Below are 21846 nucleotides of genomic sequence, written 5' to 3' on the forward strand. Positions count from 1 at the left end.
CAACCGTGCTTCACCAAATTTTTAGACTGGGCGAGCAAAACCCACGAACTATGTCCAATAGCTCGAGTATTGCGTCCTCTCTGGATTCGACGGTCACAGAGTTCCTAAGTTGTTCTAGCTCGTGTGCAACCTCGTCTGCGGTTAGTCCCTTTTTCTTGTACTGACTGAGCAGCCCGTGGAGTTGCATGAAGTCGGCGCCTCTCTCTAGTTGACATGCAACTTCTTTTTGAATTTCCTGGGAGGGGAATGCATCGTGTGTCATGGCTTTCTCCATCTTGTCTTCGTTCGCTCTAGGGCGGCTTGGTATTCGCCGGCTGGCATCGTGCGGCTGGGCTGAATAGTTCCGTGCGTTGGGCAGTCCTGCACATACCGCAAGTCCGGCCCAAGATTTTCTGAGTTGATGCCCCACACCTCGTCTTTGCCTGTTCCTCCAAGACTTGCTGGCCGGCGATGGCTAGGCAGATTCCCCGGCGTATGCGGAGCGACTGATATACCACCGGTGTTGGGATGAACGTTTCCGTGCTCATCAGCAGATAGATCGCCTGGAATACGCGCCCCCAAGCCTCTTGCAGTAGGTTCAGGTAGTGGCAATCCATCTGCTCCCGTTTTCATCGATCTGTAAAGCGAGCAGCTTGCAAGCCCCCACGGATCGATCCACTCTGTCGGACTCGGCGCATACAACTGAAGGTTCAAGCCTCCCAGCAACTTGATTGGATCCTTCGATACAAACCTCCCACTCACCGGGTCGTAATACCGATACCGGTTGTAGTGCAGCCCCGTCTCGTCGTCAAAGTACTGCCCCTGGAACCGGATCGGATTTCTGAACCCCGCCTTGCGTCCCGCCTCGCTGATCGCCTGCCTGGCTTCCCCCCAGGCCTTGTAGCTGGCCGACCAGGCGATGCGCCCCTCGTGGTCCGTCAGCTCCTGCGGCGTGCCCAGGTGGTCGCACTGATAGAACGCGATCTCTTCCTTCGCGAAGGGAGCTGGGGTGTTGAGCTGTTCCCCGTTCCACAGCGGATCCTGCTCGATGTCGTAGCTCCCGCCATTGGCCGCGATCAGTGCCTTGACATCCGTGGTCTGGCTCAGCGCAACGGCCTGCGCCTGGCGGATCTGCACCAGCGGCACGAAGGAGCCGGGCTCGTGGATGTAGTGCACGCTGTCGCCGCGCCAGGCCTGCAGCTCCTGGTGACGTCGAGCTCGGATCGCTTGGCGATGCGCCGGCGCAGCGCGCCGTAGTATTACATTTAGATTTAAATTCGAAACTATTTTCTATTTTTTAAATTGTAGCGTGCTGCTTGTGCTACATCTTCTGCAAAATCCTTTGAAAGTCTCTCTAGTATGTGGATGGGGGTTTTTGCATTAATTGCAATTCTTTCGCGAACAAGATAATTTTCATCTCTAGACAATATATCAAACAACTCCGGAGATAACTTTCTTTTGCCTGCCACAAATGAATTTACTTCGGGATGATTTTTGACCAAGTATTCGAGTATTTCAAGAGGAATGGTTTTATTGTGTGCGACCCATTGCCTGAGTTCGGGGTAATTTTCTATTACATCGATCCAAACCTCAACTGGTGCCTCTTCGTGAGCGGCGCGGTCATATTCTTCTTTTGTAGAGCTTAATCTCAGTCTTGCGAATTCTTCTGCTGACTCAATCATTGAACATCCTTGCACTTCATATTTTTGAGGTCAACGTTCTTTCCGGTTTCACTCTTATGTTTGCTCATAAAGTCGCCATACCGGTCCGCATCAGCTCTCCAAGAACCATCACTGTTGTAAACTTTCCAGGCACTTCCACCATGTCCTGTTTGATCCGGCGACCACCACTGCCTGGTTTTGGGATCATGGAAATATTTCACTCTGCCAACACCGGGGACATGACCATCGCAAAGTCTGTCGTAGCGATTTACTTCCCACGGTCTTCTGCATTCGGAGCATTTGGGGTTTTGATTGGGCTTTGATGACTCCGGTTTTCGGCCTGCGCCGCTTGTACGATTTAATCCAAGCGGGTCAATCCATTCAGTGGGATTTGGAGCATATTGCTGAAGGTGGATCCCGCCAAGCAATCCAATCGGATCATTGGATATAAATCGCCCACCCACGGGATCGTAGTATCGATACCGGTTGTAGTGCAGCCCCGTCTCGTCGTCAAAGTACTGCCCCTGGAACCGGATCGGATTCCTGAACCCGGCCTTCCGCCCCGCCTCGCTGATCGCCTGCTTCGCTTCCCCCCAGGCCTTGTAGCTCGCCGACCAGGCAATGCGCCCCTCGTGGTCCGTCAGCTCCTGCGGCGTGCCCAGGTGGTCGCACTGGTAGAACGCGATCTCCTCTCTTGAGAAGGGCTGGGGCGCTTTGAGTTGCTCCCCGTTCCACAGCGGATCCTGCTCGATGTCGTAGCGCCCGCCGTTGGCCGCGATCAGTGCCTTCACGTCCGTGGTCTGGCTCAGCGCCACCGCCTGCGCCTGCCGGATCTGCACCAGCGGCACGAACGAGCCGGGTTCGTGGAGGTAGTGCACGCTGTCGCCGCGGCCCAGATGCTCCTGGCGGCCCTCGGTGCTCTGCGTGCTCTCGAAGGCCAGCGTGTCGCCGTCCCAGCCGAACAGGGTCACTGCATCGCTGGTGCGCTTGGCGATGCGCCGGCCCAGCGCGTCGTAGCTGAAGCTCGTGGTCTCACCGAAGGTCTCGGCGCTGCGCATGCGGTTGAAGCCATCCCAGGTGAAGGTGGTCTTTTCTCCATTGCGGCTGCGCTCGATCAGGTTGCCCCGCTCGTCCCACTTGTAGTGGGTGCCGGCATAGTCCTTGAGCAGGTTGTCCATCAGCCGGCCGGCCATGCTGCGGCCGTCGCCGCCCAGGCGCACCGCCACGCGGGTGGTGACGCGCCCGGCGGGCTGCGTGTTGGCGTCCAGGTCGGAAGGGTCGCCGATGTTGCCCGCCGGATCGAAGGCGAAGGTCTCGCGGCCCAGGCGGCTGTGGGCTTCCAGCAGGCGCCCCACCGGGTCGTAGCGGTAGCTCAGGTTGCCGCGGCGGCTGTCGCCGATGGCCACCAGCTGGCCGGCCTTGTCGTAGGCATAGCTGCGGCGGATGCCGACAGCCTCGACCGCGCCGGGTTTCGTCTGCGAGATCTGCTGCTCCAGCAGCCGGCCGGCCGGGTCGTAGCGCGAGCCCTGGTGCAGGCCGTTGCCCTGGTCGCGGCCGATCTCGCGGTGCAGGTCGTCGCGCTCGAAGCCCAGGATGTCCTGGCCGTCCACGAGCAGGCCGTGCACGTGGCCCGAGCCGTAGGTGAGCCATTGGGTGACGTGGCCGTCGGGACGGACGCTGGCAACGCGCTGGTGGAGCTCGTCGTAGCCGTGCTGCCAGACCGCCGTGTGGCCATGGTCCAGGTAGTGCTGGTGCTCGCGCACGAGGTTGCCTGCGCGGTCGTAGAACCACTGGAGCCTGGCCTCGGCGTTGGTGGCCTCGACCAGGCGGCCGTTGCGGTCGTAGGCGAAGCGCTCGGCCTGGTCACCGGTCTGGCGCTCGCTCAGGCGGCCCAGGGGGTCGAATTCGAGCCGGGTGCTGTGGCCGGCCTCGATGACCTCGGCCAGCACGCCGCTGGCTTCGTCGTAGCGGTACTGGGTGGTCTTGCGGTCGAAGCCGGTTTCCTCGAGCAGCCTGCCGACCGGGTCGTAGCGGAAGTCGTAGCGGCTGCCGTTCTCGTTGTGCAGTTCGCGCAGGCGCCCCAGCAGGTCCCAGTGGTACTTGAGGGTGTGGCCGGCCGCGCCGGTGCGCTGGGACACGAGGCCGGCGCGGGTGTAGCTGTAGCTGGTGCGGCGGCCCAGCGCGTCGGTGTGGGCGAGCAGGCGGCCCTCGGCGTCGTGCGCGAAGTGCTCGCTGGTGTTGTCGGGGTGGACGATCTCCTCGAGCTGGCCCGGGTGGTTGGCGTGGTCCGCCGGCATCGCGGCCCGCGCGGTTTCGCCGGCTTCGGTGTAGCGGTACCGGGTGGCTTGGCCCAGGGCGTTGGTGATCCTGGCCAGGCGGCCGCGGCCGTCGTAGGCCCACTGGGTGGTCTTGCCCGAGCAGTCGGTGTGGCTGGCCAGCTGGCCGTCGGGGGTGTAGGCGAGGGTCTTGATGCCGCCCTTGGCGTCGGTGATGCGCACGGGGCGCCCGGCGGGGTCGTAGGCGTATTCGGTCTTGTGGCCGAGCGGATCGATCTCTTCGGTGAGGTTGCCGTTCGCGTCGTAGTCGCGCTTCCAGGTGCCGCCCTCGGCATCGAGGATGCCGGTGACGCGGTGGCGCGCGTCGTAGGCGTAATGGACGCTGCTGCCGTCGGCGCGGGTGTGGGTCTTGAGGTTGCCGTTGGCGTCGTAGACGTAGTCGTCGGTGGTGCCGTCGGTATGGATGTGGCGCGTGATGTTCTTGGCGTCGTCGCGCAGGAACCACTCCTCGCGCTTGTCCGGGTGGATGATCCGGTAGGTGTAGCCCAGCACGTCGTAGTAGTACCAGGTCTCGGCGCCGAGGGCGTCGGTCAGGTAGGTGAGCCGGATGTTCTTGTCCCACTCGAGCGTGAGCGCAAAGCTGCCGTCGTCGCTCCACTCGCGCACGGCCTTGGCGTCGGCGCCGGTGCCGTCGTACTGCAGGTTCATGCCGCGGCCGGTGCGGTCGGTGTAGCGCGTGACGAGGTGGTGGCTGTAGCTGTAGTGCCAGCCGGCGCCGTTCTCGTCCTGCGCGGTGGCGAGGTCGCCTTCGCCATCGTGGGTGTAGGCGGCCAGCTGGCGAACGACGCGGCCGTCCTTCAGCTCCCACAGGGCCTTGATGAGGCCGGTCTGCGCATCGGGTTGGGTGCCGACGTGGGCGATGATGGCCTCGCCCTGCCTGCTGACGATGTCGCTCAGCACCTGCTCGCCGGTGGCCGCAATCACGTGGTCGTAGCGCAGGCCGATGGCGGCGCCGCTGCGCGTGTGCTGCGCCACCAGCCGGAAGTGCTGCTTGCCCTGCGAGCCGGCCTTGGCGGCGATGGTGTCGACGAGCTCGTAGGTCTCGCGCCAGTCGGCGGCTTCGCCGGCCGGCATGGGCTTGCCGAAGTCGACCGCGAGCAGCCGCTCGCTGAGGCGCGTGAGGGTGATCTCCTCGATGGGGTTGCGATGGCTCTGTCCCACGGCCAGCACCGGAAAGGCGTGGCTGCGGCCGTCGGCGCCGTGATAGATCAGGCTCATCTGGCCCTGGCGGCGGCCCTTGGCGGCCTTGGCGACGTCCACGCGCGTGCTGTAGGGCGTGATCCAGCGCGCGCCAAGGCTGCCCTGGTCGAAGGCGGCCAGGTCGCTGCGGTAGGTGCGCGTCCAGGTGATAGGCAGGGGCGCGCCGAGTACGAAGTCGGTGTGGCCGAAGCTCTCGCAGCCGGTGGCCAGGCTGATGGCACCGCCCGCGGCGGCATTCGTGCAGTTCTTGCAGCTGGGGTCGCCGCTGGCCGGCACCTGGGCGGACGTGGCGCCGTGCTCCCCGCCGGGCTTCTTGCTCTCCACCTGCGTTCCGTGGTTCGCGGAAATGTTGGCGCTGTGCTTTCCCTTGCGCCTGAGCAACGCATCCTTGAGGATCTTGATCATCCACTTGATGCCGTACTGCAGGCCCTCGTCGCCCAGCCGCATGATCTGCCGCCGCGCCATGCCCTTGAGGTCGGTCAAACTGGCGACGGTGTCCCGGATCATCGCCTTGGCGCTGTCGGGCAGCGCATAGTGGCTCGTGGTGGCCGCCACGTAGTTGGCGGATTTCTTCGCGGCCTCGGCCGCGGCGGCCATCATGCGGCTCCAGGTGCTCTGGGTCTTGGGGTCGTAGGTGTTCCTCTCGGCAGCAACGCCCGTCGCGAACACCGGCTTCTCGCCGAGCGCCACCTGCAGCGCGCCGATCAGCGCGTCGGCGATGCCGTCGACCTTTTTCGCGCAGGACTGCAGGAAGCCGTCGAGTTGGCCGAGCGCCTCGTCCACGAACTTGTCGAGCGTGCCGGCAATGGTGTCGTTCAGGTGGGTGACGAGCACGGCGATGAACGCCTCGCCGATGTTCGGCACCACGTTCCTGGCCGACTTGGCGATCTCCTGCTTGAGCAGGTGCAGCATGGGCCGCAGGCTCATGCGCGCCGCGCCGGTGGCGGGCGGAAACGGGATCACGCCCAGCAGGTTGATGGCCAGGCTCACCCACTGCAGCACGTCGCTGTACGCCTTCTTGGTGACCATCTCGACGAGGTCCCAGACCGCGTCGATGAGCGCCATGATGTTGCCGATGACCGGCAGGCTGCCCGCGAAAGTTGTCAGCACGTTCAGCGTGACGTAGTCGTTGGTGAGCTTGCGCAGCCACTTGTCGATCTTGGCGGCGCCGGCGCCGATGTCTTCCTCGCCGATGGTGTTGAGCGGCGCCACCGCGGTCTGGCGCTCGCGCTCCTTGGCTTGCGCGTCGTTCTGGGGGGCCTGGTCAGCCATTCGCGAATCTCTCCCGTGTTCTCTGGTGGTCGTCGTCGAGCGGCACCGGCGATCAGCCCGCGAAGCCCGGCGTCTGGCCGAGCGGCAGCGTCGGCATCGAAGGCAGCGGCGCGGGCAGCTTGGGCACCATGGCGCCCACGGTCTGCGCGGCCATGCCGCCGGCCGCCTGGCCGACCTGGCCCAGCAATGCCTTGGCGCCGCCTTGCTGGATGGCCTGCACGGCGCCGACGGCCTGCTGCGCCGTGCTTGCCGCCTCGCTGGCCTGGCTCACGAGGCCGCCCGCCCTGCCCAGGGCTCCACCAGCCTGGCCCAGCAGGCCCGTTGCTGCGCCGCCGAGCAAGCTCGATCCGCCACCTCCCGCATCGATGGACTTGTCGCTCGCGGGCTGGGCGGGCCAGCGGTTCGGCAGGCCGAAGTAGCTGCCCGTGTCCCAGGGATCGCTCGGATCGCCGCCGAACGTGACCTTGGCCTGGCCGAGCGGAAGCCCCGCCACGGAGGCGAAGCCGTTCGCGTCGAGCTTGCCGGTGTGCGTGCCGCCGTCGGAGTCGACCACCGTGTAGTCGCCTTGCTTCACGCCCTGGCGCTTGGCGCCGTCGGCCTTGACGTACTGGTGGTACAGGTCGAGCTGCCCCCGCGTCAGCTGCGTCGGCTGGGGCAACCGGGGCTGCCCGTCGCTCTTCGGCCCCACCAGCGAGTGCGATGCGGCATGCGCGCGCCACAGGCCGTTGGTGCCGCTCTCGATGCCGCCGGAATTCCAGCGCGTATAGCTGGAGCCGCCGTTGATAAGAACCTCTTCCTTCGCCGTGATGGTGATCCGGTTGGCCTCCATCTTGACGTTGAGCTTGGCCAGTACGTTGATGCTGTCCTTCAGCGCCGTGATGTCGATGTCGGCGGCCGCGGCCGCCATGCGGATGCCGTTGTTGAAGGCGACCATGCGCACCGCGTCCTTGGCGCTCACCAGGAAGCTGTTGCCGGTGGCAAAGCTGGCATGCGCCCCGCTGGTGATGGCCGTGTGCTCGACGCTCACGATGTGCGTGGAGCCCTGTGCCGTGGCCTGGATGCCGGCCGGACTCGCCAGCGTCAGGTGCGGCTCCTGGAACTCGGGGAATTCGCCCTGGGCCGCGTTGCCGCCGCTGCCCCTGATCGCATCGTTCTGCTCCTTGAGGCCCTTGGCGACCTCATCCTGGTCGCCCGCTTCGTGTGCCTTGGCACCCTTGGCCGCCTCCGCCAGGCTCTCGTGAAGGTCACGGCCTTGCGTCAGCCGGCCTACCGTCTCGCGCATGTCGGTGATGTGGGCCTGGGCGTTGGGCCGCGGCTCGGTCGTGACGAGCAGGCCCGCCTTCGCCCGGATGGCGCCATGCCCATCGGTGCGCAGTTCGAAGCCCTGGCCCCGATCGTCCTTGCGCCCCGCGGTGTCGTCGATGCGCCCGATATGGCCCAGGCTCAGGCTGGAGCTTTGATGGTCGCTCTTGAGCTGCGCCTGGATCTTGCCGGTCGTGTCGTCGAGCGCCAGGTGGTTGCTCTGGCCGCCCTTGAGCTCGCGGCTGCGCAGGCCCGCCAGGTGCTTCTGCTCAGGCAACTGCCAGGCGGGCATCTCGTCGGCGTTGTGTACCCGGCCGACGACGATGGGGTGGTCCGGGTCGCCGTTGAGGAAATCGACAACCACCTCCTGGCCGATGCGCGGCAACGCGGCCATGCCGAAGGTCGAGCCGGCCCAGCCGAGCGACACGCGCAGCCAGCAGCTGGAGTTCTCGTTGTGCTGGCCCAGGCGGTCCCAGAAGAACTGCACCTTGATCCGCCCGTACCTGTCGGTCCAGATCTCCTCGCCGGCCGGGCCGACGACCACGGCGGTCTGGGGCCCCCGCGTGCGCGGCTTGACGGTGCTGCGCTTCGGCCGCCATGCGTAGGTGGTGGGCTGCACGTCGAAGGCAAAGCGCTGGACGGAGCCCTCGGAGGCGCTCGCGCCTTCGCTGGCCAGGAGGTTTTCCTGGAGGTCGTAGTCCACGCCGAGCAGCAGGTACTGCTGGTTCTGGTCGGCGCGGGGATGGCTGGCCAGGCGCATGGTGAAGCCCGGCGCCAGGTCGCGCCGGTTCGAGCGCCCGCTCGCACGGCTGCGCTCGCTCAGTTGCTCTTCGTTGCGCACGCGCGCATAGGTTTCGCCATCGCCGAGCTCGGTGTGGTTGCCGGGCCATTCGTACTGCTCGAAACCGTCGTGGTCGTGGCCGGGCGGCATCTGCCGCTGGGTGGTCAGGTCGGCCTTGGGCTTCTCGAAGTCATAGTGGCGGCGCTGGTGCCGGCCGGGGCGCATGCTCTCGTGCTGCATCCATTCGGTGACGCGTTCGGCAGGCTCCAGGCCACCGGTCATGCCGGCCTTTTCGTCGGGGTGGTAGCGAAGCTCTTCGCCGCCGGGCAGCGGGCCATGGGAACTCGCGATGTCGTCGGCGAAGACCAGCGTGTGCTGCCCGGCCTCGTGGCGGAAGAAGTAGTAGATGCCCTCGTGCTCGCACAGGCGCGAGACGAACTCGAAGTCCGTTTCCCCGCCGGTCGGCCCCCCGTACTGCACGCAGTAGTCCCAGGCGCGGTAGCTGCGGCTGAGCTTCTGCTCCATGGGATAGCCGTAGCGCCCGAGGACGGCCGTCACGATGTCGGGAACCGTTTGGTCCTGAAAGATGCGGTAGTCGCTTCTGCGCGTTGCCAGCCAAAGCCAGGGACGCAGCCGCATCTTGTAGAAAGACTGCCGGCTGTCTTCTTGAGACAGCCCGAAGCTGGTCACGATGCCGCCGAGATGGCGGGTGTCGCCATGCTCCGTCTCGATGGCGACGGAGGCGCTTTTCCCGAGCAGCGCCTTGGGGTCGATGGCGTTGTGGCTGCCCAGCAGATCGACGTCGAAGGTGTACGGCTGGCTGAGTGCTTCGCGGCCGGCCAGGCGATGGAACTGAAGCGCATCGCCTGCCGGCGTGGCGATGGTGACGCGCCGCGTCATGGCGACAAGGACGTGCGTGCGCACACGCCGTCGTGGATGGACATGGGATCTCCCTGCAGATGACCGCCGCTGTGGACCAGGGCGAGCTTTGTTCGATTATGTAAGGCACTGCAGCCTTCGCGTAAGCACCCAAAAGTAGCACCGCGCACAGCTCGAACGTGGACGACTTCACGAAGTGCCCGCTTGCTCGCCGTGATCGCCGGATGCCCTCCTATGTGGCCGCGGCCGGCATCGATGACTTCGATGGGCTGCGACCCGAACATGTATCTTCAGCTCATGCCCGGCGCCACCGAACTCCCCCGCAGCACCTCCCGCCTTTTTCATCGGCAAGACCCATGAGCCCAACGATTCAATCCGCCCCAAGTGCAAGACGCTTCACACTCCCGCAAGGCCTGGCGATTGCCTCCGCGCTTTCGATGATCCTGCTGTGCCCGGCCACCGCCGCCGCGGCACCGAGAGCGCCGCCGCAGTTCACCGACTACCCGACCACCGCGCACGATCAGCCCCTTGCAGACTCACACCCACCACTGCGGCTGACGACCCGAACGGCCCGGCGCTACACCACAGTCATCCACCACGCCTACAACGAGCCGCCCAACTTCGCCGGCCATCTGCGGGTGGCAGCCTGGGGATGCGGCACCGACTGCCGCAACTTCGCGGTACTCGACCAGAACACGGGCCAGGCCTACACCCTTCCCAACGTCGATGCGATCGTGGGCGCCATGGGCAACGGCGATGAGCGGGTGGATTTCCGGCTCGACAGCCGGCTGCTGATCATCTCCGGCAGCTTCAATGAGAAGCCTCCGGAAGGCAAGTTCTACTATCTGTGGACGGGGCAGCGCCTCAAGCGGATCTTCACCGAGCCATTGGCTGTAGAGATGATCGACACGTCTCCCGTGGAAACCCAAGCACCTGCGCGCTGAGACGGGGCCCGGCACGCCCCCCTGCGTGAAGGGCGTCAGAAGTACCTAGCGATCGCAGCTGTGCTGGCGCTCGACCTTCTTGGCCATTTGCTCGTTCTCATGCTGCACGCACATCGACATGGCCATCGGCTCGAGCGATCCGCCACCATAGGCCTTGGCGGCGCTGCGTTTGCAACCGCGATCACGCGCGGCTGCCCAGCGGGAAATCGTGGCTTCGAGCCGGTCCTTGCAGGCCGGCAACTGCTCTGCCTTGTTGGCGATAGCGTGCTGAAGAACCAGCTCCGCCGCGACAGCGTCACGGTATGCACAGATGTTCATTGCAGATTGACTGGCATCGCAGTTGGACAGGAGGCCACGCAGCGCGTCTTCGGCCAGCCCGGAGCGATGCGCCAATGCAGCCACCACCTCTTCGGGGCCGGGCTGGTACTTCGGGGGGGACGAAGACGCGGCCGCGCCTGCAATCGCGAGTGCCCCCAGCAATAGAGCCGCTACGCGCTTCATCGTGCAGGCCGAGCGGTGGGTTGTGCAGGCTGAAACGGCGCTGTTTCCTCACGCCGACGGTTTGCCAGACCCTGCGAACGGATGGCCCGCAAACGACGACCCCGGGCATCGCGGGGACGCACAAAAACGTTGTTATTCATATGAGTCACAACATCGGCATCAGCACCCCGGTTGGCCGCGTCCAGCACCGACCTTGCGCCCGTCACACCGAGGTTGAAGGTATAGCTCACCAGCGCATCGAACTGGGCTTGCGTAAGCGTCTGCCTGTTCACGTGCCGGCGGACACCGGCCTCGGCGGTGTGTAGTCTGGTTGCCAACTGGGCATCGACCTGCGCGGCTGTAACGGGGCGTACCAGTTCTTCTGCGGTGCAAGGACCGTGATGCGCGAGAGCGCCGACTCCAAATGTGCAGTTGTTCGCCAGATCGTTGTAGTACTGAAGGCGAACATCCTCGCGACGGCGAAGCTCGGCACGCCCGCTGGCGCTCATAGACATGTTTTCATTGGCCATTTCAACTCCCTTGATTTCTTACAGTGGCTCATGCTTGAGTCGCCGACGGCGCCACTATTTTTTGTCTTAGCCAACTCGGCGGAGGGCCAACATGGCCCTCACGAAATCATAGTGTCACTTCAAGACTGCCCCTCTCGTTGACGCAGCCTGCGCAAGCTCGTTATCTGCGTCCGTGATCGACGTGAGCTCCGGTCCGCCTATCCGAGCTCAATGCGTACTACTTGGTGTGCCCTGAGGGGAGCGCGGAGGACTCGTGGGCTATGGCGTTTCGGAAGTGGCTGCTGGAGGGGGCGGCCGCACCAGTTGCCTGATTGCTTCCTGCTGCCGCCCTCAAATCAAAGCTCGTTGCAATAGCTACTGACAGGCGCCCCAGCCAGCTCAGCCGCCATCGTGTCCCAAGCACCGGACGACACCACGCCTGCGATATGCGCCTCATGCTTGCTCCGAGACTCCCACGACTCGACCAGCGTGAACATGCAGACGTTGTCGCCGTGCCCATACAACCGCACGCCACGGCATCCATCCGCCGATGGCAGCGACTGCTTGACCTGCTGCATGAGTTGAGCGAACGCGGATGCGCGCTCGGGCTTGGCTTCGAAAGTGATGATGACGTTGATCGGGTTCATGGAAATTTCTTTGTCGCTGGCTTGAAGAAAAAGGAAGAACGCAGGTTAGCCAGCGCCCTCTCCCGCGCCAAGGCGCGAAGCTGCGAAGAAATTGACCATGGCTGCGAAGGATGCGACCGGCCATCCCCCACATCAGCCCTTCAGCCCATCAACCCGCCTGCACGCGCCGCACGTACTCGGCGGGCGTCGCCTCGAACCGTCTGCGAAACGCGCGATGGAAATGCGCCGCGCTCTCGAAGCCCGCTTTCGCGGCCGCATCGCCGGGCCGCAGCCCCGCGCCCAGCATCAGCATGCGCGCCTCTTCCAGGCGCAGGTCGCGAATGCAGCGCATCGGCGTGACCCCGGCCACCTCGCGAAAACTGTGCGCGAAGTGCGAAGGGCTCATGTGCACGTGGCTGGCAATCTCGGCCACAGACAGTGGCCGGCCCAGATGGCGACGCATGAAGGCGATGGCCGTCTGTATGCGTGCACCGGCCTTGGTAACGGCACCCGCGCTGCGGATGGCGGCCGCGGCCTCGGAGCGCAGCAGCCGCAGCACGATTTCTTCAACCGCCAGCGGTGCGAGCGTGCGGCGATCCACCGGGTCGTCGGCCGCCAGCAGCAGGCGGGCGAAGGCCTCGACCACCTCCGGCCCCACCGCAGCCGTGAAGTTCTCGGTCACACGGGCCGGCTCGGCCAGCGTGCCACTTTCTGCCAGCGCAACAAAAGACTTCACCAGCATGTCGGGCGGCAGGTCGAGATGAATCGCGAGGTACGGATGCTCGGCGCTCGCCGCGACGACCGTGCCGAGGCACGCGACCTCGGCCCCGAGCACCAGGCACTGCGTGGCGCCGTAGTCGAGCGAACGACCGTCGCCGCCGAGGTGCGCGGTCTTGCGGCCCTGCAAGACCACCACCACGCCCGGAGTGAGGCGCTGGGTTTTCTCGTAACGCACCGGGCGCGAGAACCGGTAGCAGCGCAGCCCCGGATACAGCGCATCGGTGCGGCCGTCCGCAGGGGTTCGCGCCGCGACCATGTCGCGCAGACGGGCCCAGGCGGCGGTGGGGATGGCCTCGGGCTTGTTGTCGGCGACGGGCGGAGCTGGCATCGGTTTTGTTGTGGGGAGGAGAAGAAAAGCGGAATGCGCAGCGTTGCCGGTTGGCGCGTACCCGTTGTCGGGGCGCATGGCCGATGCTATTGGGTGCTGCCGATGTTCTGTCGCAGCGCTTCATCCGTTGCAGCCGTCGCTTCTAGAGTTTGCATGCACGGAAATCGCGAGCCGAGCGCCACCGATACTTGACGACAACACAACTATCTTCTGCCCCACCCCCCATTTATCCGCAAAGGTAACCGCAAGACACTCCTCTACATCCAAGAAGGAGTGCTCTCATGCCAATCGCCTTGCTCGCGCTGACTCTCAGCGCCTTCGCCATCGGGACGACCGAGTTCGTCATCGTTGGCCTCATCCCCACTGTGGCCGCCGACCTCGGCATCGGCCTCCCCTCCGCCGGCCTGCTTGTCAGCCTCTACGCGCTGGGCGTCGCCATTGGCGCGCCGGTGCTCACCGCCCTCACGGGCAAGCTGCCGCGCAAGGCGCTGCTGCTCGGGCTGATGGCGCTGTTCACGGTCGGCAATCTGCTGGCGTGGAAGGCGCCGAGCTATGAATCGCTGATTGCCGCCCGCGTGCTCACGGGGCTGGCGCACGGGGTGTTCTTCTCCATCGGCTCGACGATTGCCACCGGCCTGGTGCCAAAGGAAAAGGCGGCGAGCGCCATCGCGATCATGTTCACGGGCCTCACGGTGGCGCTGGTCACGGGCGTGCCGCTGGGCACGTTCATCGGCCAGCACTTCGGCTGGCGCGAGACTTTCCTGGCCGTGTCGGCGCTGGGCGTTGTCGCCTTCATCGGCAGCTGGATCTTCGTGCCAAGCAACATCCGCCACACGCCGCCGGCCTCGCTGGCGCAGCAGGCCAAGGTGCTGGCCGAGCCGCGCCTGTTGCTGGTGTATGCGAAGACGGCCATCGGCTATGGCGGCTCGTTCATTCCGTTCACGTTTCTCGCGCCGATCCTCACCGACGTGTCTGGCTTCAGCGCCGGCGCGGTGGGCTGGGTGATGCTGGTTTACGGCATCTCGGTGGCGGTGGGCAACATCTGGGGCGGCAAGCTGGCCGACCGCAAGGGCCCCATTCCGGCGCTGAAGATCATCTTCGCGTTGCTGGCCGCGGTGCTGCTGGTGTTCAACTTCGCAGCGCCGCACAAGTGGCTGGCTCTGCTGGCGGTGCTGATGTGGGGCGCGGTGGCTTTCGGCAACGTGCCGGGGCTGCAGGTGTATGTGGTGAAGCAGGCCGAACGCTTCACGCCGCAGGCGGTGGACGTGGCCTCGGGCCTGAACATCGCGGCCTTCAACCTCGGCATTGCCGGCGCGGCCTGGATCGGTGGGCTGATCGTGACGCACCTGGGGCTGATGCACACGCCGTGGATTGGCGCACTCGTTGTGCTGGTGTCGCTGGCCCTCACGCAATGGAGCGGATCGCTTGATCGGCGTGCCGGCATTCCTGTTCGCGCTTCGGGGCCGGTGCCGGTCGGTCACTGAACCTCCCCCTCTTTTTTCAACACACAAGGACAACGCCATGAAGACGAACAACAACACCATTCCCGCCTTCGGCCTCGGCACCTTCCGCCTGAAGGGCCAGGTGGTCATCGACTCGGTGAAGAACGGCCTCGACGTGGGCTACCGCGCCATCGACACTGCGCAGATCTACGGCAACGAAGCCGAGGTGGGCCAGGCCATTGCCGAAAGCGGCGTGGCCCGCAGCAGCCTCTTCATCACCACCAAGATCTGGACCGACAACTACGCCAAAGACAAGCTGGTGCCCAGCCTGAAAGACAGCCTCGCCAAGCTGCGCACAGACCATGTCGACCTCACGCTCATCCACTGGCCCTCGCCCGGCAACGCGGTGCCGGTGGCCGAGTTCATGGGTGCGCTGGCCGAGGCCAAGGCGCAGGGGCTCACGAAGCACATCGGCGTGTCTAACTTCAACATCGCGCTGATGAAGGAAGCCATTGCGGCCGTGGGCGCGGAGCAGATCGCCACCAACCAGATCGAGCTGCACCCCTACCTGCAGAACCGCAAGGTGGCTGAGTTCGCCAAGAGCGCCGGCATCCACATCACGTCGTACATGACGCTGGCCTACGGCAAGGTGCTGGGCGATCCGGTCGTCGAGGCGATTGCCAAGGCGCGCAACGCCACCGCCGCACAGGTGGTGCTGGCGTGGGCGATGCAGCTGGGCTACGCGGTGATTCCGTCGTCCACCAGGCGCGCGAACCTCGAAGGCAACCTGAAGGCGCAGCAGCTGCGCTTGACGGATGCCGAGATGGCGCAGGTTGCGGCGCTCGACCGCAACGAGCGCCTGACAGACCCGGCCGGTCTGTCGCCGGCCTGGGACTGATCGTCAGCGTCTCCTGCCATGCATGCAGGCGCGGCATCACGCGCCGATGGCCGCCTGCGCCTGCCGGCGCCGTGGGCCGCATCGATCGATTTGCCCCTCAGGCACTCCGGTGCTTCAATGTCGGCTCCTGCCATGACCAAGGAGACTTCCATGGCCTACGAAGCGCGATATGTCCTGCGACCCAACCCCGGAGCCGATCTCGGCGCCGTCATCGAAGCCCTGAAGGTGGGCGCGGCGCTCTGGAAGAAGCACGGTGCGCCCGACCCGCAGCTATGGAGCGTGGCCGCCGGCGAACTGGGCAACTATGTTCTGACCGTGCAGTTCGAGAACGCGGCCGCGTACGCGAAGGTCACGGACCCTCTGTCGGCCGACCCCGAATTCCGCCGCTGGCAAGCGGACAACGTGCAGTCCGGCGCGTTCACGTGGGTGCGCAGCAACCTGATGCGCGAGCTTCCCCTGCCCTGAAGCCGCCGCCGCGCTCAATGGGAGCGTCGTCGTGCACGCTCCTTCGCGGCGCGTACCTCCTTCGAAATGGACGAGACCACGGCGGCCCATTCCTCTGCCGTGAGCAGCAGCGCCGTCTGCGAGTGAAGGAGCGTGTCTTCCTTGTCCAGGTGCACGTTCATGAACTGCCGGTGCCGCTGCAACAGGGCCTCGGCCTCCGCGGCCGCTCTCGCGTCGCCGGTTTCGGCGCGCTTCAAGGTGGTCTTTGCCTGCGAGAGGAGGCCGTTGCAGCATTCGCTCTCCGAGTCGAGTTCATCGAGAAGCTCGTCGGCTTCGCTCGACCTTCCGCGCAGCATGTTCAGCATGACGACGCCTTTGGGGCGGTGGGTCGTTTCTTCGAAGTCCTGGAGACGTTCGATGACTTCGATGGCAGACGCCGCGCGTTGACCGGTGCGCGTCCCGTCGCCTGTCTTCATCGCCGTATCGAGTCGAGCCAACAACTCCCGGGTGCGGGCGTGCTCGGCGTGCAGGATGGCCCATGCGCATTCGGCTGCCAACATGCTTCACCTCCTTTTTTTGGAGCAGCGAACTGCTCCGGGATTGCCTGTGAGCTTTAGCCTTTAACGCCATGGTTCTACATGGTTGCAGCCGGTGCCGCAAGCCTCGTCTCGAAGGCCGGCTTGTCGCCCGCCCCGGGGATTGATACGACTGTTTCAGGGTCTCGTCTACCCAGGCCTGGGCCGCGATCGCGGCAGCCCGTGGCATTCTGAAGAGAGGTGCATCTTCAAACTACACAGGCGATGGAGGACATCCGATGCGGCATGAACGCTGGCTGCGCGCGTTCGCATGGGCCGGAAGCTGCGCGCTTCTGGTTGCGTTCGGCATGTGGAGCGGCGGTGGCGCGGCCATTCCCGATGCGCCGGCCGCACCGCCCGCGGCGAGCAGCCGCGTCGTCTCCGGCACCATCGCCTCGGCCAGGACCGGCGCGACCTATCCGCTCGAAATCTACCTGCCCGCCTCTTACGACGGCAGCTCGGCGGCGTATCCGGTCATCTATGCGTTGGATGGCGATGCGGTCTTCAATCCGCCCGGTACGCGGTTCGCGAATTTCAGGGCCGTCCTCGAGGCACGCCGCACGCAGGCGATCCTCGTGGGCATCGGCGGTTCGGCCCGACGCGGAAGGGACTACCTGCTGCCCGGGGCCCTTGCGTACCACGACTTCCTCGCGCTCGAGCTCGTGCCCTTCATCGAAGCGCGATACCGCGCCGATGCGCGAAGGCGCCTGCTGACGGGCCTGTCGCTGAGCGGCAGCATGGCCGGCATCGCCCTGTTTCTGGAGGGCGCGGCGGGCCAGCTGACGTTCTCGCACTTCCTGTCGTTCGAAGGCTCGTTCGGCGTTCAGGCGGACCGGCACCAGGCGCTCGAAGAAAAGATGCACGACGCGCTCGGCGGCAAGCCCTTGCCCGCCACGCTCTTTCTCACGCGCTGCGGCAACCCCGCGGAGTGCAACTTCGAGCCCGTGGGCGGGATGTACAAGCGGCTCCTGGCCCGCTCGTACCGGGGCCTGGTGGCCACGGAAACGACGTATTCGACGACGCACATCGGCACCGATGTTCCGTCGTTCACCGACGCGGTCGCGAAGCTGTTGCCATAGTTCGCCTGGCCGGCGGGAGCAACGTCGCGGAGCAAAAGTTGCTGCGAAGGCAGTCGTCTTCATGCCGCGGGTTCGCAAACCGAATCGAGCGCGTACCTGAGTTCGCGCTCCTCTTGCGAGGTCATCGCGAGTGCGAGGGTGCGGAACTCGGCCTTGTAGCAAGGCAGCATCAGTGCCGCGGTGAGCGAGTGAACGCCACTGCCGTGCGCAATGTGCTCGTGGCATGCGACAACGCTGCGATGGATTTCGAGTGCGCGTGCGACGCGGGCCGAGGCCTGCGTTGTGGTGCCCACGTCGCTTCTTGTGATGCTCATTGCCGGCTCCTCATGGCGCGCTGCGAGTGGCGCCGTGAAGTCACTCTATTCAGCAGTAGGCGGAATGGTGAGTAACAACATCGTCGCGAATCCGGACGGTGCACTCCACAAGCCGCACAGGAAATCAGCGCCAAGTTGCGATTCCTGCCTTTCGCGAGAAATTTCTGAGCGGTTGACGATAGACAACAGTGTTAGCGCGCTCGGTGCCATACAACGCCCCGTCACTTGACGGGAGCGTATTGAATGGAACGAAAGATTCTCGTGGTCGGAGATCCGCCAGTCCCTGGCGGCCGGGTGCTGCCCTACGACGGCCCTTTGCTCGATCTGCATGGGCACCGCGTTGCCCTGATCGGCGGCAGGGCCTACTGCGAAGGCTGCAATAGCGTAGGCATCATCGCCGAACGACACCTGGTACGGAACAACTCAGTCGAGGGAGCACGCGGAAGATCTCAGGTCTCGCTCCAACGCAGACAGCCTCGCGTCCTATATCCTCGGCGTTACCGGTTGAGACACATCGTGACCAAGCACCTTCGATTCCTGGGGCCCTTGACCCTCGCCCTCGCAATGCTGAGCCCGGCTGCCGTGCTTGCATGCAGCCCAATCAAGCTCTTCTATGTGTACTTTGAGCGCGATTCCGCGACGGTATCCACCGACCAGATCCTGAAGCTTGGGGCCTGGATGCAAGAGCTCCGGACTCGGTACACCAACCACGAAGCAATCTACATCGGAGCCTCAGTCAATCCGGAAGAGCGAGACCACGATCCCAAAGGCCTGGGCCTGGAGCGGGCACGCAACGTGGCTCGCGTTCTTCGAGAAGAACTGCGCTTCAGCGCCAAGATCGCTCTTCCCAGGAGCAGCTATGTCGCCGACCCCGAGTCTCTCTCGGGCGGACCTGCCACAGACCAGCGGGTTCTTGGCGTGCAGCTCGACTTCCTGCCGGCTTGCCCGCATGAATGCACCTGCCAGCTGGGCGACCCACTCCACACGCCGCAGACACCTCGCTGATCCGACTGCGATCAGTTGAAGCTCACGCTCCTTTGCGCGCCGCAGCCCAGTCGCAAAGAATCTGCACCGCCTCGCGGTCCATCTTCTGCTCGGCGGGCAAGCTGCGTTGTGCAAGCGTCGCACCAGCCTCGGCCCGCAACACATCCACATCGATCGGATGTCGAGCCGCCACGGTCACCCCGTCGAACGCCTCGCCCGACTGCGCAAGCGAAGCCGCGTAGTACAACTTCGCAATGCCCGCAATGTGCATTGCCGCCACGCACATCGCGCAGGGTTCGCACGAGGTGTAGAGTTCGCTGCCCGACAGGTTCACGGTACCGAGCTTGCGGCATGCATCGCGGATGGCTTCGACTTCGCCGTGCGAGGTGGGGTCGTGGTGGGCGACGGAGTGGTTGAAGCCTTCGCCGACGATCACGCCGTCTTTCACGACGACGGCACCGAAGGGCTCGGTGCCGGGCTCCTGCAGGGCTTGGGCAGAAAGGGCCAACGCCCTTTGCATGAAGTGTTCCTGGTACATGGTGCTCAGACCTTTCTGGTGGCTGCGCCTTCGAGCGCGGAGAGAGATGGTGCATCAGTCTGCGGCGCGCGCGAATCGAACAGGCCTGCCGTGGCCGCTGCATAGCGGCGCGGGTCGAAGCACAGCACGAGCGGCAGCAGCGCGACCACGACGGCGGCAAGGTAGGCCCACGCGAGCGTAAAGCCGCCGGTGTGCTCGCGCACCCAGCCGGTGACGAAGGGCGCGAGCGCCGCGATCATGAAGCCCACGCCCTGCATGAAGCCGGCGAGGGCGCCGGCCTGTGCGGGGTCGGGCAGGTGGTCGAGGGCGAGCACCATGCACAGCGAGAACGCGCCGCCGAGGCCGAAGCCCAGCACGACGGCGATGGCGACTGCCGGCACGGGTGCGTCGAAGGTCAGCGCGCAGAAGCCGGCGAGCTGCGCAACGAGCGTGAGCACCAGCCAGGGGCGCAGATCACGGCCGCGACTGCGGGCGATGGCTGGCATCGCGAGTGCTGAAACCACCTGCGCGGCGGTCATCAGCGCGAGCACCGATCCGCCCTGCTGCGCGGTCCATCCTTGTTGTGCATAGAAGTGCGGAAGCCAGGCGACGAGGCTGGTGTAGCCGCCGTTGATGAGGCCGAAGCACGCGGCCAGCAGCCACGCGCGGCGGCTTGCGAAGCAGCGCAGCCACGAGAGGCTTTGCCTTGGCGCATCGGCGGTGAATTCCATGCGCCGCATGTTGAGCCAGTACAGCAGTGCGAAGACGGCAAGCAGCGCCCAGATCGACAGGCCCGCGTGCCAGTCGGGCTGCGCGCCGCCGAATGCATGCGCCACCCACGGGCTGGCCATGGCGCCGAGGCCGCCGCCGCCCATGATGGCGGCGGAGTACAGCCCCGTCATGACGCCGATGCGCGTCGGGTAGGCCTGCTTCACCACGCCGGGCATCAGCGCCTGGACCAGGCCGACGCCGGCGCCGGCGAGCGCAGCGCTCCACAGCAGCGCGGCTGCACCGCCGGCCGCGTATCGGCTCGCGCAGGCCAAGGCGATGATGGCAAGCCCGAGCGCGACCCCGCCGCGCGCGCCAACCCGCTGGCCGACCGCCGCGCCGAAAAGCGAAGTGGCGCCCATGGCGAACATCGGCAGCACGGTGAGCAGCGCCACCGCATGGAAGCCGATGCCGGTTGCAAGGCGAATGGGTTCGAGCAGCGGGCTGCTGGACGTGAGAAAGGCGCGCAGGTTCAGCGCCACCAGCACGATGACGATCGCGAAGGCGATGCCTCCGTCACGACTGCGCCCTGCCCTCACAGAGACGCCACATCCGCCTGCAGCACGCCGTTGCGCGCCACGATGCAGCCGCCCGCCACCACCAGCTTGCGCACGGGCCGCGAGACGACGGCGTGCGCGACGGTCTGCGCATCGACCAGCACGAGGTCGGCGCGGCAGCCCGCCTCGAGCCCGTAGGCCTCGAAGCCGCAGCCGCGCGCGCCCGAGTGGGTGACGGTATCGAGCGCCACCGCGATCTCGTCGTCGCGGCGCAGGTTGTAGCGCAGGCCGATGATCATGGCGCGCTCCAGCATGTCGGGGTTGCCATAAGGCGACCAGGTGTCGCGGATGCCGTCGTTGCCGCCGAGCACGGTCACGCCGGCCTGCCTGCAGGCCATGAGGGGCGGCACGGTGCGCGAAGGCGGCGCGCTGGTGATGAGCACCACGCCGAGCTTCGCCATGCGCGCCAGCAATGCCTCGCGCTCGCGTTCGCTCACGTCGCCCAGGCAGAAGCCATGGCTGATGGCCACCTTGCCCTGCATGCCCAGCGCCTCTGTGCGCTGCAGGATCAGGTCGAGCGAGAAGGCGCCCATGGCACCGGGCTCGTGCAGATGGATGTCGATGGGGCGCCGATGCTTGTGGGCGATGCCGAAGAGCACGTCGAGCGACTTCACCGGGTCGCCGTCGATGGCGCAGGGGTCGAGGCCGCCGAGCACGTCGGCGCCCAGCGCCAGCGACTGGTCGAGCAGCTCGGCCGTGCCCGGCCGGCCCAGCAGGCCCGACTGCGGGAAGGCGACGATCTGGATCTGCTGCAGCTCGCGCAGCGCCTCGCGCGTGCGGATGGTGCCTTCGAGATGGCGCAGGCCGGCCTGGGTATCGACGTCGACGTGCGTGCGCAGCCGCGTGGTGCCGAGCGCAAGAAAGGCCTTGGCCAGCACCAGCGACTGCGCGGCCGCGTCATGCCCGCTGGCATGGCGAAAGGCGCGCTCGTTCTCGATCTTGTCGATGAGGTTCACGCCGACTTCGTTGCGATACCAGTCCATGCCCCACATGGTCTTGTCGAGATGCGTGTGGCCTTCGACGAGGCCGGGCAGCAGCAAGGCGCCGTGGCCTTCCTCGACGGTGGCACCGGCCGGAGCGGCAAGCCCCGCGCCGAGCACGGCGATGCGGTCGTCCTGCACCAGCACGTCGACGGGGGAGGCGCCCATGGGGCGCACGTTGCGGATCAGGAGCGATGGCATGCGGGGCGGT

At 65.7% G+C, this 21846-nt stretch carries 19 protein-coding genes; 6 read left to right on the plus strand and 13 right to left on the minus strand.

The annotated features are described in order from the left end of the window. Window positions 1-258: 258 nt before the first annotated feature. The 4 genes from ACCC97_RS15825 to ACCC97_RS15840 form a co-directional block, all read right to left on the minus strand. On the minus strand, window positions 259-1155 hold the full coding sequence (locus tag ACCC97_RS15825) for an RHS repeat domain-containing protein (RefSeq protein WP_413333790.1): 897 nt from the start codon (window positions 1153-1155) through the stop codon (window positions 259-261). Between the two features lie 107 nt (window positions 1156-1262). Then, complete coding sequence (locus ACCC97_RS15830) at window positions 1263-1661, minus strand: hypothetical protein (protein ID WP_413333792.1); 399 nt, start codon at window positions 1659-1661, stop codon at window positions 1263-1265. After that, a complete protein-coding gene (locus tag ACCC97_RS15835) occupies window positions 1658-6448 on the minus strand; it encodes an RHS repeat-associated core domain-containing protein (protein WP_413333793.1) in 4791 nt (1596 codons plus the stop codon). Before ACCC97_RS15835 ends, ACCC97_RS15830 begins: the two co-directional genes overlap by 4 nt. A 52-nt stretch (window positions 6449-6500) precedes the next feature. After that, window positions 6501-9431 carry a type VI secretion system Vgr family protein gene (locus ACCC97_RS15840; protein WP_413333840.1) on the minus strand — a complete coding sequence of 977 codons (2931 nt, stop codon included), beginning with the start codon at window positions 9429-9431 and terminating at the stop codon, window positions 6501-6503. Window positions 9432-9766: 335 nt separating this feature from the next. Here ACCC97_RS15840 and ACCC97_RS15845 point away from each other — a divergent pair, with 335 nt between their 5' ends. Continuing rightward, window positions 9767-10354 (plus strand): hypothetical protein, encoded by a 588-nt coding sequence (locus tag ACCC97_RS15845; protein WP_413333795.1) that lies wholly within the window; start codon window positions 9767-9769, stop codon window positions 10352-10354. A 45-nt stretch (window positions 10355-10399) separates the two neighbouring features. Here the strand turns inward: ACCC97_RS15845 and ACCC97_RS15850 are convergent, their stop codons facing one another. The 4 genes from ACCC97_RS15850 to ACCC97_RS15865 form a co-directional block, all read right to left on the minus strand. Beyond that, a complete protein-coding gene (locus ACCC97_RS15850; RefSeq protein ID WP_413333797.1) occupies window positions 10400-10855 on the minus strand; it encodes a lysozyme inhibitor LprI family protein in 456 nt (151 codons plus the stop codon). Continuing rightward, a complete protein-coding gene (locus ACCC97_RS15855; RefSeq protein ID WP_042673238.1) occupies window positions 10852-11364 on the minus strand; it encodes a glycoside hydrolase family protein in 513 nt (170 codons plus the stop codon). Before ACCC97_RS15855 ends, ACCC97_RS15850 begins: the two co-directional genes overlap by 4 nt. A 335-nt stretch (window positions 11365-11699) precedes the next feature. Continuing rightward, window positions 11700-11990: a putative quinol monooxygenase gene (locus tag ACCC97_RS15860; RefSeq protein WP_007832417.1), complete on the minus strand. Its 291-nt coding sequence runs from the start codon at window positions 11988-11990 to the stop codon at window positions 11700-11702. 148 nt (window positions 11991-12138) lie between these two features. After that, complete coding sequence (locus ACCC97_RS15865) at window positions 12139-13077, minus strand: AraC family transcriptional regulator (protein WP_413333800.1); 939 nt, start codon at window positions 13075-13077, stop codon at window positions 12139-12141. Window positions 13078-13358: 281 nt separating this feature from the next. On the opposite strand from ACCC97_RS15865, the gene ACCC97_RS15870 reads away from it, so the two are divergent. The 3 genes from ACCC97_RS15870 (at window position 13359) to ACCC97_RS15880 (ending at window position 15882) form a co-directional block, all read left to right on the plus strand. After that, complete coding sequence (locus ACCC97_RS15870; protein ID WP_413333802.1) at window positions 13359-14561, plus strand: MFS transporter; 1203 nt, start codon at window positions 13359-13361, stop codon at window positions 14559-14561. Window positions 14562-14598: 37 nt separating this feature from the next. Next, on the plus strand, window positions 14599-15417 hold the full coding sequence (gene dkgB / locus ACCC97_RS15875) for a 2,5-didehydrogluconate reductase DkgB (RefSeq protein WP_413333804.1): 819 nt from the start codon (window positions 14599-14601) through the stop codon (window positions 15415-15417). A gap of 150 nt (window positions 15418-15567) precedes the next feature. Then, window positions 15568-15882 (plus strand): NIPSNAP family protein, encoded by a 315-nt coding sequence (locus tag ACCC97_RS15880; RefSeq protein ID WP_007832404.1) that lies wholly within the window; start codon window positions 15568-15570, stop codon window positions 15880-15882. 14 nt (window positions 15883-15896) lie between these two features. On the opposite strand, the gene ACCC97_RS15885 is transcribed toward ACCC97_RS15880, so the two are convergent. Continuing rightward, window positions 15897-16421: a hemerythrin domain-containing protein gene (locus ACCC97_RS15885; protein WP_413333806.1), complete on the minus strand. Its 525-nt coding sequence runs from the start codon at window positions 16419-16421 to the stop codon at window positions 15897-15899. Between the two features lie 254 nt (window positions 16422-16675). Between ACCC97_RS15885 and ACCC97_RS15890 the strand changes: the two genes are divergently transcribed. Then, on the plus strand, window positions 16676-17515 hold the full coding sequence (locus ACCC97_RS15890; RefSeq protein WP_413333808.1) for an alpha/beta hydrolase-fold protein: 840 nt from the start codon (window positions 16676-16678) through the stop codon (window positions 17513-17515). Between the two features lie 59 nt (window positions 17516-17574). Here the strand turns inward: ACCC97_RS15890 and ACCC97_RS15895 are convergent, their stop codons facing one another. Continuing rightward, entirely contained in the window at window positions 17575-17829 is a 255-nt protein-coding gene (locus ACCC97_RS15895; protein WP_413333810.1) for a hypothetical protein, read from the minus strand. 516 nt (window positions 17830-18345) lie between these two features. On the opposite strand from ACCC97_RS15895, the gene ACCC97_RS15900 reads away from it, so the two are divergent. Then, window positions 18346-18834: a hypothetical protein gene (locus ACCC97_RS15900; protein WP_413333812.1), complete on the plus strand. Its 489-nt coding sequence runs from the start codon at window positions 18346-18348 to the stop codon at window positions 18832-18834. A gap of 22 nt (window positions 18835-18856) precedes the next feature. Here ACCC97_RS15900 and ACCC97_RS15905 read toward each other — a convergent pair whose 3' ends face one another. The 3 genes from ACCC97_RS15905 to ACCC97_RS15915 are packed head-to-tail and all read right to left on the minus strand — an operon-like array spanning window position 18857 to window position 21836. Then, entirely contained in the window at window positions 18857-19333 is a 477-nt protein-coding gene (locus tag ACCC97_RS15905) for a nucleoside deaminase (RefSeq protein WP_413333814.1), read from the minus strand. A 23-nt stretch (window positions 19334-19356) separates the two neighbouring features. Then, complete coding sequence (locus tag ACCC97_RS15910) at window positions 19357-20637, minus strand: cyanate transporter (protein WP_413333816.1); 1281 nt, start codon at window positions 20635-20637, stop codon at window positions 19357-19359. After that, complete coding sequence (locus ACCC97_RS15915) at window positions 20634-21836, minus strand: amidohydrolase family protein (protein WP_413333818.1); 1203 nt, start codon at window positions 21834-21836, stop codon at window positions 20634-20636. Before ACCC97_RS15915 ends, ACCC97_RS15910 begins: the two co-directional genes overlap by 4 nt. Window positions 21837-21846: the final 10 nt, after the last annotated feature.

The sequence above is a fragment of the Variovorax sp. Varisp85 genome (assembly GCF_047304045.1).
GTDB lineage: Bacteria > Pseudomonadota > Gammaproteobacteria > Burkholderiales > Burkholderiaceae_C > Variovorax.